Consider the following 15448-nt stretch of genomic DNA (forward strand, 5'->3'; position numbering starts at 1 on the left):
AACCTCGACGGCCGGCCCGCATTCGGTCGCGGGTTACCCGTAGGGAAGCCACGCGACCCGTGGGAATACCTCCTGAGAGTCCGATTTATACGAGACACGCGTCAAACCGCAAGTCCATACGTCGTTCGAGTGATGAGCGAGTCGCTATCGAGACGTTCGAATCTGCAGATATACACCGCCGAACAGGCAGATAGTCGATACAAGCAACAGACCGCCGCTCAGCACGTCTCGAAGGCCGCCAGACACGCCCGGGTCCGTCACCAGTCCGAAGGCACCTTCGAACACGACCGACTGACTGACCAGCGCCAACCCCCCAATCGAAATCAGTAGGTGTGGCACGCGTGCGCTCGCGTCTGTACCCATGTTTCGAGGGTCATCGGCGTCGCTCATGAACGCTGTGTCTTCTTTCGTCGTTTGGTGAATGCCTCCGTCGCGCAGTGTTACGACGAGGCTATCTACCACCCCGGCGTTCGACTACGGTTGCAAGTCCCCGTTGATGATGTCAGCCACGCGCTGTCGGTCGAACAGTCGCTCGGCTTCCGGAACGTCGGGATACGGGCCACCTTCGTAGGTCGGCCACGCGCCGAACTGCTCGGGATACAGCTGCTTGGCGATCATCTCCAACTGGAACAGGTTCATGAGCGGGCCGCCGTAGCGAACTCCAATCGGGAAGACGCGGTCGTTTGCGACCGCCGAGAGGCCCTGCGCAGTCGGCTCGTCGTACAGTTCCTGTTTGGTCGTCGTCCAGTCCGGGCCGAGGCCACCGTCGACGAGGATGACGTCCGGGTCGGCTTCGACGAGCGCTTCCATGTCGATTTGCGTCCCGCTCGGCACGGCGGCGAGCGCGTCTTCGGCGTCGAACACGCGCGTGTGGGCCCGGACCGTCCCGGGGCCGTTGAGTGGGTACACCCAGATACCGCCTCGCCACAGGAACCGCGCCGTCGACGGCCGCGCCTCCGTCTCTTCGAGGCCGGCCGTAATCGTCGATACGAGGTCGCTGTGGATCTCCGCCAGCGCCTCGTACCGCGCCCGTGCTTGGAACACCGCCGCCACCCGCTCGAAAATCTCCCAGAGCGTGTGATACCGGTACTGGTCAGCCCACCTCGCCGGCGGCTCGCTGTGGTTTCGGCTCAGCGAGTTCCCGAACCACGGGGCGACTTCCGTCCGAATCTCCGCAACGTCGTCGGGCTCCCACGCCTCCATCGTCGCCATCAACGCCGGGTCTTCGAGATGGATATCGCTGTCGAGCTCGTAGAGCTCCTCCTTGTCGGGATTCCAGGTATCAACCAGCCCAGACCAATCGACCGAGACGCCGGGGAGTCGCTCGAATAGCAGGTCGTACAACTGCCCGAACCCCTCCGGGTTGTACATCCCGTTGAGCGACTCGCCCCGCCCGAGTGCGACCGCCATATCTGCGTGGTGAAGCAGGACGGTAAACACGTTCTCCGGGGGCTCGGTGAACTCCACACGACCGGCCGGCGAGAGGGTGGCTGCGTAACGCTCGTCGTCCGTTGGTGTCGCCGTCGTGTTCGCTTCGGTTGTCGGTGGGTCGGACGCCGACTGTCCGCCACAGCCGGCGAGTGCGGCCGTCGCCGCCGCAGCCCCGTACTTCACGTAATCCCGTCGCGTGAGTCGTTTGTACTTGTTCACCATGGTTTTAGGCTAGCCTAAAAACAGATAACGGCTTCGATTTTTAGGCAAGCCAAAATATGGTGTGCTGTCGAAGTGTTTACTCTGGTTGGCCGGTGTCTCAGCATTCTGTGTGGGTTTGGTAGCGCCACGCTGTGGCACCGATACGGCTGTTATACCTCACGCCGGGCGACCGTTGGTTCCCTCAGTCGTCCCCCTCGAACGCGTCCCACGTCGCGTTCACACTCCGCTTCGGCGTGAACGACGCCGTGCAGCGATAGTCGCCTGCGGGGAGACGGTTACCCAGTCGAGACTGAATCCCAAGCGCGGAGCTACTCCGTTCGCCCGCCGATCTCTTCTATCGCCTTCGGCCGTAGAACCATTACGAGGCCCAGCATTGCGACAACAATCGCGCTGCCGATGTCTTCGCCAGTGAACACGGTGAGCTCTAAGCCGGCCATCAGTAGTGCGACGAAACAGAGGAGCGCACCGAACCATCTCGTCGACACCGAAATCCACGGTGAGACGATGAACGCAGTAGCGAGCACCCCCAACGCAGCAAACGCCGCGATAGTCCCGCGGTCAGCGAACGCGCTCGGCGCAACGAGCAGTGTGAGGCCAGCGACGAGTCCGCCAACGAACAACAACAGCACCCCACCGGCTTGCTCATCGAGCCGATGTGAGACGAACCGATAACCGAACAACAGCGCCAGTATCGTCACCCCACCGAACGCCCGAACCACATCGGCTGAAGTCGTCGCGTCGACGAGGTTCCGAAGCAGGAGTCCCACGAGAATGAGCGCAATCGCAATCGCTCCGGCGGTCTCTGCCAAATCGAAGTCCCAGCGTGTCCGTCCCACAGTCGAACGAGCGAGAGTGGATACTTAGTACCGGGAGTGTCGGCCCGCTGGCGTAGCTATGCGGATTTCACCGTCGTCCGGACCGGGCCGTACAGTTCACGGTGTACGCGACGTACGTCTGTCCTCGTGCAATCGGTCCGGCTCTCCTCGTGGAACCGTATCGCTCAAAGCGAGTAGTGCGGGCCGCGCGGTGACGCAACCGACCCAGCGCCGACGGACACGAGACGAACCCACGCAGATTGCACCACCGCGGGCGATACGTTCTTGTCACTCGGTGAGAGCTTCGATGTATGGACGGCAAACGAGTCCTCGTTACTGGCGGTGCCGGATTCATCGGTTCGAATCTCGCGAACCACCTCGCCGAAGACAACGACGTAATCGCGATCGACGACCTCTATCTCGGGACGCCCGACAACCTCGACGACGCCGTGAAGTTCCACGATATGAGCGTGCTCGACGACGACCTCCCGACCGAGGGCGTCGACGTGGTGTTCCACCTCGCGGCGCTGTCGTCGTACAAGATGCACGAAGAGAACCCGACGAAGGGTGCTCGCGTCAACATCGAAGGCTTCGTGAACACGGTCGAACAGGCCCGCAAGGACGGCTGCGACACCGTGGTGTACGCGACCACGTCGTCGATTTACGGGTCGCGGACCGAGCCCTCGCCCGAGGATATGCCCGTCGAATCCCGGACGGGCTACGAAGCGTCGAAGCTGGGCCGCGAACGCTACGCGGAGTACTTCCACCACCACTACGATATGCAGCTCGCGGGGATGCGGTTCTTCTCTGTGTACCAGGGCTTCGGCGGCGCGGAAGAACACAAAGGCGAGTTCGCCAACACGGTCGCGCAGTTCACCGACAAAATCGCGAACGGCGAGTCGCCGGAGCTGTTCGGTGACGGGTCGCAGACNAAAGGCGAGTTCGCCAACACGGTCGCGCAGTTCACCGACAAAATCGCGAACGGCGAGTCGCCGGAGCTGTTCGGTGACGGGTCGCAGACGCGTGACTTCACGCACGTCGACGATATCGTTCGCGGCATCGAACTCGCCGCCGACCACCGGCTGCAGGGCATCTACAACCTCGGGACCGCCGAGAGCTACTCGTTCAACGAGATGGTCGGGATGATTAACGACGTACTCGGGACGGACATCGAGCCTGAGTACGTGGAGAACCCCTTCGAGGTGTACGTCCACGACACGAAAGCCGACTACTCGAAGATACACGAGGCGACCGGGTGGGAGCCTCAGGTGTCGTTCGAGGAGGGCGTCGAGCGGGTCTGTGAGCCGTATCTAGAGTAGGTGATTTGACTGGAGGGAGAGTACAGTTCGTAGGCTTTCCACGTCGGTTCCTACTGTTTTTTGACGTAGATTTGAGCACACGAACTGGACTCTGCGCTTCTCGTGATGACGACTACGTATAGGTCTCGTCGGTCGTCGGACTGAAACTCAAGTGAGAGAGTGTATTTCGTATGCTATCGTCTGTGCTGTCTTGCGGTTTCAACCAAGAAAGAAAGCATACGAAACGTACTCTGACTCAGCCGTCTTCGGTCATCTCTGCTGAGTGAGAGAGTACATTTCGTATGCTTTCCACAGTGTGAAGCGTTCTACTACCGAACGGCGGCACATCTCGTTTGCTTTTCCCCAACTGCATTGGCTTCGATTGGTCGACGAGTCACCCATTCCGACATTACAAGAACAGATGAAGTCATGGGGGGAGGGGGTGCGACCTCCTCGATTGATTCTCGACTGCGGTGCTCACCACGTCTGGCTAGTTAGCGACGCTCTCCCACTCGTACTGCTCGGCGTGGTCCGTTTGACGACGCGAGTGCGACGATGCGATGGACACAACCACTAACTCAATTGACGTTCGATACTGCTAGCTGTGTCCCCGATCTCACTCCTGTGGTCTGGCGTGTCCCTCCAAACNGATGGACACAACCACTAACTCAATTGACGTTCGATACTGCTAGCTGTGTCCCCGATCTCACTCCTGTGGTCTGGCGTGTCCCTCCAAACACCTCCGTTCCGTGTCGGTGTGCGCGAAACGCATGTGACCGGGCTCGTGGTGCTCGTCGGCCTCATCTTCGGCGGGATGTATCTGTACACTCGCTGGCGTCGGTTTCTTCGGTAGACACAGCCACGACCGTGTCGCACCCTCCCGACGAACAATACTCACGTCGAACTGACGGCCGAGTCAGAGAGTACAGTTCGTATGCTTTCCTCAATATGAAGCGTTTGCTCTGTTGAAACCCTCCGAACCTGACAGTCGTCGTGTGCTGAATATAGAGGATGGGCCTGTCAAAAAAGAATATGAACTGACGGTTTCAATTGGAAAACATGAGCGATAGTGTGTTTGACTTCGGTCTTCTCCTGGTTGTATTCGGGGGTTTTCTAATGCTGGGTCGAGACCTATTCGCGGCGGATTCAAACGCATTTGGTCAAATTGGGCTCCTTATTATGATTCTCGGAGTAATCGTCGGTTTACTTGGCCTCGCTGGAAATCTGCCTTCATAAACGGGAAGGTGTGGGGTGTAGAAGCTGATGCGAGATACGCGCCCTGTATTCAGCACGACCGCTGAAACCTCACCAAGTTCTGTCAGAAGTCGCGTGGCACAGACAGAAGGCGTATGTTGCATCTCCATAGACGGGCGATTTTAGTATATTTGCTGAGATGTTGATGCGTGCGAGTAACCAGCTATACTGTCACAAGTTCGCAATTTGGGAAACTCAGAGAAGCATTCACTGAGCGATTTACCCCAGAAGAGTCCCACGTCGGAGAAGGATTCGCAGTGCTGATGATTGAGAAATATGAATTTTGGCGGACGAACTCGAATATGCAGGTCACCATAATTATTGAGTCTCTTTCTGAGAAGTCTTGTCTGGTGAAAATATTCGTAGGTGGTGGGGCCAGCGGGATATTTAATTGGACTTATGGGTCTGAAGAAAAGGTCCTCAGAAAGATCACCCAACGTATTGAGAAGGTGGTTGGTGAATTGGGGATGAAGATTGAACCCAGTCCATGACTAAATCGATACAGACAGCAACGCACTACTACCGATCATGATTGCTGGGGAGTAGTTGGCGACTCTCTTATTGTTCAAGCCTTCCACGACATTGACTGAGTACCCATCTCTCTGGCTACAGATCAGTCATTGACCGACTTGCGCTCTCTATTCAGCACGGCCTCAGCAAACTATCAGAACTGAGGGTTTCAACAGAGCCGAAGCGTTCTACGAGGGGGAGGCGGTGGAGTTTTGAATGTATCGCGTTGCACAGGTCACCGCATATGCGATGACGACATGACGGTTCCTCGGGGAGTACCGTTTCGAGTGTATCTCCACGACTTCGAGTGTATCTGCTCTCGTGTCCTTCGTATCGGCCTCAGAGTCTCTGTTGCCGATTTCGCGTGTACCACTTCCTGAGATCTAAACAGATGAAGTGGTGGGGGTCAGATTTTCGTCCCGGATTCTCAGAACGATTTCTTTGCAGTCTATTCTCTTCGTCTCCGACATGCGAACTGGTTCAGTTTACAGTTTGGTTGTCTCCCCCCATCGCTTCATGTGTTCTTGCGGTTCGTCTCTATCTACAGCAGCGCTGCACCATCACCGGGGTCTCCGTCTCGAACTGGCTTCGACTCGAAGATATTGGCATTTTGAACCCCTGTATGGCTGCTAAATAGATGAAGTGGCGGGGGTAGAACGATTACCAAATCCTCTCGGCTACCTGAACAGCCATGACCAACAATGTTGGAGACTCCCCCACCCCACCACTTCATCTGTTCTGATTATCTGCACTGTTTCTGTGTGGTTTGGGGGCTCCATAGTTCGGGTGGTCGCTGGCTCTTACATCATTGTCAATCGTAGACAAATCACACAGCATAGAACAGATGAAGTCACGGGGTTCTTCACTTATATGCTTGGGGAACAGATGAAACAGATGAACCGGTGGGCATATGTGGTATAGGGGTCTGCGATACATATGGGATCCTTCGAGTTCTCACAATCAAATCAGATCTTCAAAAATCGGGATGTGCTACGTGAGGATTATACCCCCGAAGAACTCGTCGGCCGGGATGAAGAACTGAGTGAGTATCACTCCGCCCTCCAGCCGGTAATCAACAACGAACTCCCGTCGAACATCTTTCTGTACGGCAAGTCCGGTGTCGGGAAAACAGCCGCAACACGATTCTTACTGGATCGGCTCCAAGACGCCGCTCGGTCGATTCACGACCTCGACTTGCACGCGGTACGGATCAACTGTGACGGACTCAACACGAGCTATCAAGTCGCTATAACAATCATTAACCGTCTGCGTAGTCCGGAAGATCAGATTCCCATGACTGGCTATCCACAGTCGAAGGTGTACCAGTTCCTGTGGGAAGAACTCGATCAGTACGGGACCATACTCATCATCCTCGACGAGGTCGACCACGTCAACGACGACTCACTTCTGTATCAGATTCCGCGCGCACGAGACAACGGTTACGTCACGTCAGCGAAGATCGGGCTGATCGGTATTTCGAACGATCTGTCGTACCGAGAAGGGCTTTCGGCAAAGGTCCAATCGAGTCTGTGCGAAAAAGAGGTCTATTTCCCACCGTACGATGCGGGAGAACTCCGTACAGTGCTCGAACAACGAACCCAAGTCGCCTTCCGTGATGACGCTCTCTCGGAGGACGTCATCCCGCTTTGTGCCGCCTATGGTGCGAAGGATTCGGGTGACGCTCGACAGGCGATTAATCTCCTGTTGGAGGCGGGGGATATCGCACGGAACGAGAACGCACCACAGGTAACGAAACCGCACGTCGACCAAGCCAAACGAAAGCTCGAATCCGACCAAATCACGACTGGGGTGTCGAAGCTCACAGAGCACGCCCGACTGACGCTGTACGCACTTACGACGTTCGCCGCAGACGGTGAGACACCAGTCACTTCACCGACAATCCGCGAACGCTACCTCGCACTCTGCAGTTCGAGTGGCATCGACCCGCTTTCACATCGGCAGATGCAAAGTCATCTCTCCGAGCTGAAGATGATGGGTGTCATTACGGGCACAGAGCGGAATCTGGGTCGTCGCGGCGGAAAGAAGGTGCTGTACGGACTCAACTACGACCTCGGGTTAATTACGGAAACCCTCGCCGACACAATCGATGAAATCGGCGTTCACCGCTCGATTCAATCGTTCGCCAAGAACTGCTCGGGGCAGTAGCCCACAGAACAGATGAAGTGATGGGGTGTGGGTGGTTACAGTTCTGTCTCTCGAAAAAACAGATGAAGTAGTGGGGCGACCCGGTCCTCAACCGCGGTCACACACGATGTCTGTCCTCAGACCCGAAATCGAGGCTGTTCGTTTCGTCCGCTGTTGCTATTGACGCCTGACTCCCATCGCCCCCGAGTGAGATGTCCACACGGATGTGTCTGACTCGGAAGCACGCGAAATGCCACTCTGTACCAGCTCGTCTCAGTCTCTCAGTGGATTCTATCTGCTGCTGAAAGACAGTACATCTTGTGTGCTTTTCCCCGACTGCATCGGCTTCGATTGGTCGACGAGTCACCCCATGCCGACATTGAAAGAACAGATGAAGTCATGGGGGGAGGGAGGATCGAATCGGACCGTTCTGTGTGGCTCATTCGACGGCGCGGTTACGGTGATACGACCGACACAATCAACTAACTAAATCGATGCTCGACACCGCTATTCGTGTCTCGCACTCTCCCTCATGGTCTGGCGTGTCGCTCGGTCCCCAACGAACATCACCACCCTCCGTTGATGGCGCGCTCGTACGCCGCCTCAGCTTGGCCGGCGACGCTATCCCAATCGTACTGGTCGGCGCGTTTGGTCGGTTCGGTCGGCGGCGTCTCCCCCGCGAGCGCTCGGGCGACCGACTCTGCGACTGAATCGACGGTCGGCTCGGCGAGATAGCCCGCGTCGCCGATGACTTCACTCGCCGCGGACTCGGGATGCTGGACGCCGATAACCGTACAGTCGGCGGCCATCGCTTCGGCGTAGGTGATGCCGAACCCCTCTCTCGTACTGGGCGAGGCGAACACGTCCGCGGCGCGCATCTGTCCCAACACGTCCTCGTACTCGTCGAGGAAGCCCAGCATACGCACGCGGTCGGCGTGGTCCAACGCGCTCGTCTGTCGTTCGAGGCGGTCGAACTCCGGGCCGTCACCGACGACGCCGAGGGTCACGTCGTCGTAGTCGTCGGCCACGCGGTCGAACGCGTCGAGGAGGATGGAGACGTTCTTGTCGGCGATGAGTCGCCCGGCGAACAGCACGTCGAACGAGTCGCCCTCGTCGGGCAGCGGCGCGTTTCGAATCTGGTCGACGTCGATGCCGTTCGGGACGACCTCGATTGTGTCCCTGTCGCGGCCGATGTCGGCGAGGCGGTCGGCGTTTTTGTGAACTCGCGGTGTTTCCACGCCGCCTGAACCGCCTCTCAGTAGTTGTCACACACTACTGTCAAAGAACCGTACTTATTCGTCTTTCACGGGGACAGGGAACTTGTAGTCGTACGCCATGAGCGTATTCGAGCGTCGGAGGTCGTCGAGGAACGTTCGTGCATCGTAGTCCCGAAGCCGAATGTACAGCCCGGACCCGTCCTCAATACCCTGCTGCCTGACTGCGTAGTTGTCGTAGCCCAGTCGGTCGACCTCTGACTGGAGGTGTTCGACGCACGACTCGGGGAAGCCGTGGGTCGCAAAGGATACACGAGGCGCGCCGCTCTCGCGGATTGAGCAGTTCCCATCACCCCAGTACCAATGCAGGAGTGCCGTCTTGTCGAGGTTGAAATCCTCCGGGACGATCTTTCGGTTGTTCTTTTCGTCCCTGATTTCGTACCACTCCTCGTACAATCGTTGGAGGTGCGGCTGCGGTCGTGACGAGACTATCCACGAGGTGTAGTCTTCGTCGGTAAATTGGTTCGGCCGGGTGAACGTGTTCGGCTGCGATTCCGGGAAGAATCCATCAGGAAGTTTCTCTATCAGCCGACGTGCGTGGCCTTCCGTCGTTGTCGAGAGCTGGAAGAAACACGACCCATCGTAGCGAGAGTGTAAGCACCCATCACCGAGTAATTCGCCTTGGATAACCGAAATCTGGGATGGACTCAGGCCAATATCGGTGGTTTTCGGGAGTGAGATGGGATCGGCACCTGCCTTTTCAAGATGGAACTGAATTGCTGTCGGTGATGTGTCGTACTGGTCCGCAAGCGACTGGAGGGACCGTCGACGCTCGTAGGCTTCGACCAGCTCAGCTCTTCGGTTCGCTAGCTGAGTGTACGCCGGACCACCATTTCGCATTGTGACATCGTGGTTGTGCAGGCGACTCTGAATCGGTCTCGTGGAGACGTCGAAGACCTCCGCAATCTCGCGTAACGACTGCCCAGACTCGTAGCGCTCGATAATCTCGTCGATTCGCTCGTCGAGCCACTCGTATCGCATCAATTAGAACCCCACCAAAAACGGCTGGCAGTCGTGGTCCTCGATGCGTTCTGGTAGTCCGACCGCACCGCAGACTGAACACTCGTCGAGTTCTACGTGGGGCTGGTCGTGCTGCTGTTCAACAGACTCTTGTCTATCTCTATCTGAGTTTGTCATGCTTCGTCTTGGGCGAAGCACGGGGCGGTGTCTCCAGCACCGTCCTCTCCTTTGAGGCGACCCGTGCTTCTCGATAGATGCTACACTCGGTAGCTATTTAGTAGTTTTGCTTAGCAAAATGTTTGGCAAACAGTTGGATTGAGTGCTGGGCGAATTGCTGAGAATTATGCTTACGGAGACAGAACAGCGTGTCATACATGGTTAACGAACGCTACGAACCGAACGAGCGGGAGGAAGTCGTTCTTGAGTTATTCAAGCAGGGGCGCGACTCGGGTGCGCCGTGGGGTCGTGTTAATCCGCTGTATCTACGGGAGCATTCGGATTTGGAAAAGGGCCAGGTCGAGTACGCGCTTCGAAATCTAACCAATGCTGGGTGGATTACGCAGTTGAATCGAGGTGGGTTGTATGAGTTGGTGGAGGATCCGCGGGAATAGATCAAAGAGATATTGCACCTTCTACAAGAAGATACTCTTTTGACGACCACAGTTGACCCAAATAGTATGACCCAAGCGTCGGGAAGACGGATACTTCTCTGTTCAGATTATGTCCCACCGAGTGATGGTGGTGTTGAGCAAGTAGTACAGAAGCTTGCGGTTCATCTTGTTAACGAAGGATTCGAAGTAGGTATATTCACACTTGACGACGGAACTCGAGAGTTCGACCTACAGAATCATCTTGGGATATCATTCTATACCTCTTCAGCGGTCGATTTGACGGACATCATTGGGCTCCAAAGTATGTTCTCTATATCAGCATTGGCCGATTTTAGACGTGTCATTCGAGAGTTTCAGCCAGATATTGTGCACGCACATAATCGCTTCTTCTATACGTCAATCCTAGCTAGTCTTCACTCACTTTTTTCAGACTATAGGTTTGTAACCACGCTCCATCTCGGAGATATTGGGATGATCTCTGGTATTGGTGGCGCTGCTGCCAAAGCCTTTGAACAAACAATCAGCCGGTTCGTTATTTCACGAAGTGACTGTGTAATTAGTGTTAGTGCTGCAGCAGAATCAATTGCGCAGTCCCTGGGTGCAAAACAAACGGCAGTAGTGCGTAATTCTGTTGATGTCAAAGACTTTTCACCAACGCCTCAGAGTGAAAAATCATTGCTGTATATTGGCAGGCTAGTACGGAACAACGGGATTCAGGATTTGCTGACTGCTCTCCCAGGGGTCCTTGATACACACCCCGATGCTGCGTTCCATATTGTTGGGAGTGGTCCATTAGAAGAAGACACTCAGAAATTTATTGAGTCGAATGGGATTTCTGACTCGGTTACTGTCCACGGTTATGTCGAGGATATCTCTGAGATGTATGATCGTGCAAGCGTGTTCTGTAGACCCTCATACTCCGAAGGTCTGCCATTGACCATGCTTGAGGCAATGGCCTCTGGAGTTCCACCTGTCGTCACAGCAATTGCAGGTGTTCCCGAAGTGGTTACTGACCGCGAAACGGGCATTCTACTGGAGCCTGGGAATCCAGACAAAGTAGAGCAGGCAATCTCCGAACTCTTTGAGGATTCAGAACTACGTAATCAACTCTCAGAGAATGCGCGGGAGTATGTGGTATCGAACCTAACATGGGAACAACGGACAAAAAAAGTGATTGAGGTCTATGAAAGAGTTCTCAAATAAGCAATAAAATACATATCTTATAGATGTGTTATTAATTTCACCAAGTCAATCCTTCGTACGTAAGGTCGGCTGATGCCTCGATAACGTGCCGACCGTCCACGACGACCTGTTGTTCCATCTGGTCAAATTCCTCGTCTAACACCTCAAACTCGTCCCAGTCAGTACACACAACGCAGGCGGACGCATCAGCAAGCACATCGACAGCGGAGTCCGCATACTCAATATCCGGGAAGTGTTCGCGCATGTTAGCCGTCGCGACAGGGCCGTACGCGGCGATCGATGCACCTCGGTCTTTGAGACCCTGAATCACCGAGATTGCTCGCGAGTTCCGAATGTCGTCCGTTCCAGGCTTGAACGCCAACCCGAGAACAGCGACCTTCTGGTCGGCTACATCGACATGCTGGTCGAGTAAGGACAACAGACGTTCGGGCTGGTTGTCGTTCACCTCGACTGCGGCCTCAAGAACAGCGGGTGTGTAGCCCTGCTGTTTGGCCGCGTGAATGATTGAATTGGTATCTTTCGGGAAACAACTACCACCCCATCCAAGTCCGCTTCTGAGGAACTCAGGATTCATCCCGATTCCCAACTGTTCGCCTTCGACCTTCCCACTCGCGTCTTCGAGTAGCGGCGTGATTATTTCCTCAGTCGTCCCTGGGACGACGGTACTCTTCACGACGACTGTGTGCCACTCGGACTTCTGTGCGAGCGTCTCACCGAGTTGTTCTGCGCCTACCTCCATGATTGAGAGATCGATTTCGCCATCGTCTTTCTGTGGCGTTGGGAGACAGAGAAAGGTAACGTCGGTCTCGAGTACTTCGGAGTAGTCCGTCGTCGCTCGCAGTCGACCCGTACCGTCTTCGCCTGCGTGCGTCGCGATTAGTTCGGGGAGACCATCCTCGTGAATCGGTGGTTCGCCGCGATTGATCGTATCGACGGTTTCGGTGTCGATATCGACGTTGACGACGGTGTGACCGAGGTCTGCGAAACACGCGGCGATTGTTGTTCCGACATAGCCGCTCCCGATGACAGAGAGCTCCATTACTCTCTGTGTCCCACGCAAGTCATATCAAATACTCGGATAAAACGGGGAGACAAATGCGACAGCCAGAAGTGAATCTGCTTTCGCTTACTGTGCTTCGGCCACTTCGCCAGTCAATCGCTCCTCTGCTTCGTCACGGTCTTCGGGGTAGCCGATGTCAAGCCGCCAGCCGTCGAGTCTGATTGCGTCGATTGTGCGTCCGCTGTGGATGAGCAGGTCGATCGCCTCACTAATTTCGTACTCATTGCGGTTCGACGGCTGCACGAGGTGACACGCGTGGAAGATTTCGGGCGTGAACGTGTAGAAGCCCGTCATCACTAAGTTGGACGGCGGGTCATCCGGTTTCTCGACGACGTCGGTGATCTCACCGTATTTGTTCGTGTCACAGACACCGTACCGGCTTGCCTTCTCCCACGGGACTTCTTCGACGAGGAACGCTGCGTCAGCACGCTGTTCCTGCTGACGGTTGACGACATCTGAAAGGTTGGCGTTGAAGATGTTGTCGCCAAGCATCAGCATGAAGTCGTCGTCGATGTGCTCTTCGACGGTTAGCAGCGCGTGTGCGAGCCCCTTCTGCTCTCGCTGGTGGGCGTACGTGATCGGGAGGTCCTGAAACTCGTCTCCGTAGTGTTCGATAATTCGCTCTTTCATGTAGCCGACGACGACAACGAGTTCGTCAGCACCGAGCTCGGCGAGTTGTTCGAAACAGTGGGTAAGGATCGGTTTATCGTTGACTTCGACCATTCCCTTCGGCTTGTCTTCAGTAAGTGGACGGAGTCGGGTCCCCTCACCACCGGCTAGGACGACTGCTTTCATAGTATGTGGTGTGTCGTTATCTTGTATAGTTCTTGTTACCATCTAATAGCAGTCATTAATCATTTGCGTTTCAAGGCCTTCTGTTGACCTCCAACAGTCCAGTCTCAATTGAATTTCAGATACCAGAAAAAGTACTAGGGGCAGCAGACACAACCTACTGTGGCATCCCACGGGAGGGGGTCTTGCCGACGTCAATTGTGACTAAACTCACCACATTTGAGACATTTCACTATATTTATTTAAGTATATCTACACCCCGAACTGAGCCGAAACGAGAATTATTTCACAATGAACAGAGAATGCAGGTATTAGTGATTAAAGTACTCCGAACTGTTTACGAACGTCTTACTGCAGGTGGCTCTACAGAGCAACAAGCAATCCAAAGTGGGATATGGGTAGCTGGAATTAACGTTGGCGACCGCGTCCTTCAGTTACTGAAGGTAGTCATTCTTGCTCGGTTGCTTTCACCGGCGGCATTTGGTCTCCTAGGGATTGCACTATTGGTTATTGCTGCTCTCCGTCAACTCTCGAAACTTGGATTTGATGAGGCATTAATACAACATGAAAATGAGAACGTTGACGCGTATCTAAATACAGCATGGGTAATGAAGATTGGTCGAGGGATAGCCATTGCCGCTATTGCAGTCATCGCTGCACCACACCTCGCTGATTTCTTTGGTGAACCACGAGCAGGGCCGCTTATTTCTGCTGTCGGTATTTGTCCGCTCATTTTGGGACTGCAGAATCCAGCAGTAGTCTATTTCCAAAAGGATCTTAATTTTCACCGAGAATTCGTGTATCAGGTCGGTGGTCGACTAGTCGACTTAATTGTCGCAATCGCCTTTGCGCTCGTGTTCCGCAGTGTATGGGCACTTGTGGCAGGGATTATCTCAATGAACCTTGTCAAATTCGCAATATCCTTTGTCATCCACGAGTATCGACCAAATGTCGAATTTGACTACTCCTACGCAAAAGAAATGTTTGGATATGGGAAATGGTTATTCGCATCGTCCATTTTAGTATTTCTCTACGGTCAGGGAGATGATGCCTTTGTAGGTTGGTTTTTCACTGCAACATCATTAGGATTCTACCAGATGGCATATCGTTTCTCAAATGCGCCGGCCACAGAGGTCACACATGTTATTTCGCGCGTTGCCTTTCCTGCGCTTTCTAAGGTTCAAAACGATGTAAGCCGTCTTCGGGAGGGATACTACCGCTCAGTAAAGGTATCAACTGTAGTTGCATTTCCAATGGCCGCCGGTATTGCGGTCGTTGCTCCACAGTTTGTTCACACAATTCTCGGTAGTCAATGGACCTCGATGGTTCCACTAATGCAGATCTTAGCTGTTTGGGGAGGGTTTCGTGCTTTTGGTGCCAATATTGGACCAGTATTCAAATCGGTAGGGAAGCCTAACGTAGAATTCTGGATTCAATTAATCAAAGTGGCCGTCATTGGTTTGTTAATTTACCCAACCGCAGAAATGTTTGGGGTAATCGGAGTAGCATTGGTAATTGTTGGTAGTTCCTTCATTACACATCCAATTGCAATTTATCTTGTCTTGTCAATAATTGAGGGTGACTTGTCAGAATTGCTGCAGCTAACTTTTTACCCATTAATCGGAAGTCTCGGAATGGCATCCGTAGTTTTAGCAATCGATAGTTTCGTTTTCACCAACAATGGCATAATTGAACTAGTCTCTTTGGTTATCATTGGTTCAATCACATACCCTGCATTAATGTTGATCATTGATAGAAGCACACCCTATGAGTTTACGAGTATCTATCATATGCTCCAGAATGCAGTTTAAAACAGGCTTCCAACATTAATAAATCTAGAGTTCAGGTAGTACTATATTGGCAGTCAGTACAA

Annotated in this window: 12 protein-coding genes; 6 read left to right on the forward strand and 6 right to left on the reverse strand. The window is 54.4% G+C overall.

Annotated elements, in window-relative coordinates:
- Positions 1-474: 474 nt before the first annotated feature.
- Together C458_RS09115 and C458_RS09120 are read right to left on the reverse strand one after the other, a co-directional pair.
- Positions 475-1653: an ABC transporter substrate-binding protein gene (locus C458_RS09115; RefSeq protein ID WP_008575100.1), complete on the reverse strand. Its 1179-nt coding sequence runs from the start codon at positions 1651-1653 to the stop codon at positions 475-477.
- Between the two features lie 308 nt (positions 1654-1961).
- A complete protein-coding gene (locus C458_RS09120) occupies positions 1962-2462 on the reverse strand; it encodes a hypothetical protein (protein ID WP_239638741.1) in 501 nt (166 codons plus the stop codon).
- A 317-nt stretch (positions 2463-2779) separates the two neighbouring features.
- On the opposite strand from C458_RS09120, the gene C458_RS09125 reads away from it, so the two are divergent.
- From C458_RS09125 to C458_RS09130, 3 genes are all read left to right on the forward strand, one after another.
- A complete protein-coding gene (locus tag C458_RS09125; protein WP_008575102.1) occupies positions 2780-3787 on the forward strand; it encodes an NAD-dependent epimerase/dehydratase family protein in 1008 nt (335 codons plus the stop codon).
- A 1535-nt stretch (positions 3788-5322) separates the two neighbouring features.
- Positions 5323-5511 (forward strand): hypothetical protein, encoded by a 189-nt coding sequence (locus C458_RS17845; protein ID WP_081603245.1) that lies wholly within the window; start codon positions 5323-5325, stop codon positions 5509-5511.
- Positions 5512-6466: 955 nt separating this feature from the next.
- Positions 6467-7696, forward strand: coding sequence for an orc1/cdc6 family replication initiation protein (locus tag C458_RS09130; protein ID WP_008575103.1), 1230 nt, complete (start codon positions 6467-6469; stop codon positions 7694-7696).
- Between the two features lie 545 nt (positions 7697-8241).
- On the opposite strand, the gene C458_RS09135 is transcribed toward C458_RS09130, so the two are convergent.
- Positions 8242-8934 carry a glycosyltransferase gene (locus C458_RS09135; protein WP_333782712.1) on the reverse strand — a complete coding sequence of 231 codons (693 nt, stop codon included), beginning with the start codon at positions 8932-8934 and terminating at the stop codon, positions 8242-8244.
- A gap of 33 nt (positions 8935-8967) precedes the next feature.
- Positions 8968-9930, reverse strand: coding sequence for an endonuclease I-EndH (locus C458_RS09140; protein ID WP_008575105.1), 963 nt, complete (start codon positions 9928-9930; stop codon positions 8968-8970).
- A gap of 353 nt (positions 9931-10283) precedes the next feature.
- Here C458_RS09140 and C458_RS18935 point away from each other — a divergent pair, with 353 nt between their 5' ends.
- Entirely contained in the window at positions 10284-10520 is a 237-nt protein-coding gene (locus C458_RS18935; RefSeq protein WP_049896691.1) for a hypothetical protein, read from the forward strand.
- 66 nt (positions 10521-10586) lie between these two features.
- Complete coding sequence (locus C458_RS17855) at positions 10587-11723, forward strand: glycosyltransferase family 4 protein (protein WP_081603246.1); 1137 nt, start codon at positions 10587-10589, stop codon at positions 11721-11723.
- Between the two features lie 37 nt (positions 11724-11760).
- Here the strand turns inward: C458_RS17855 and C458_RS09145 are convergent, their stop codons facing one another.
- Together C458_RS09145 and aglF are read right to left on the reverse strand one after the other, a co-directional pair.
- Positions 11761-12762: a UDP binding domain-containing protein gene (locus C458_RS09145; protein ID WP_008575108.1), complete on the reverse strand. Its 1002-nt coding sequence runs from the start codon at positions 12760-12762 to the stop codon at positions 11761-11763.
- An 87-nt stretch (positions 12763-12849) separates the two neighbouring features.
- The gene (aglF, locus tag C458_RS09150; protein ID WP_049896693.1) at positions 12850-13578 is read right to left on the reverse strand and encodes a UTP--glucose-1-phosphate uridylyltransferase AglF; all 729 of its coding nucleotides are present in this window, start codon (positions 13576-13578) and stop codon (positions 12850-12852) included.
- Positions 13579-13775: 197 nt separating this feature from the next.
- Here aglF and C458_RS09155 point away from each other — a divergent pair, with 197 nt between their 5' ends.
- The gene (locus tag C458_RS09155; protein ID WP_239638742.1) at positions 13776-15386 is read left to right on the forward strand and encodes a lipopolysaccharide biosynthesis protein; all 1611 of its coding nucleotides are present in this window, start codon (positions 13776-13778) and stop codon (positions 15384-15386) included.
- The last annotated feature ends 62 nt before the right edge of the window (positions 15387-15448 follow it).

The organism is Haloferax sp. ATCC BAA-644, assembly GCF_000336975.1.
GTDB lineage: Archaea > Halobacteriota > Halobacteria > Halobacteriales > Haloferacaceae > Haloferax > Haloferax volcanii.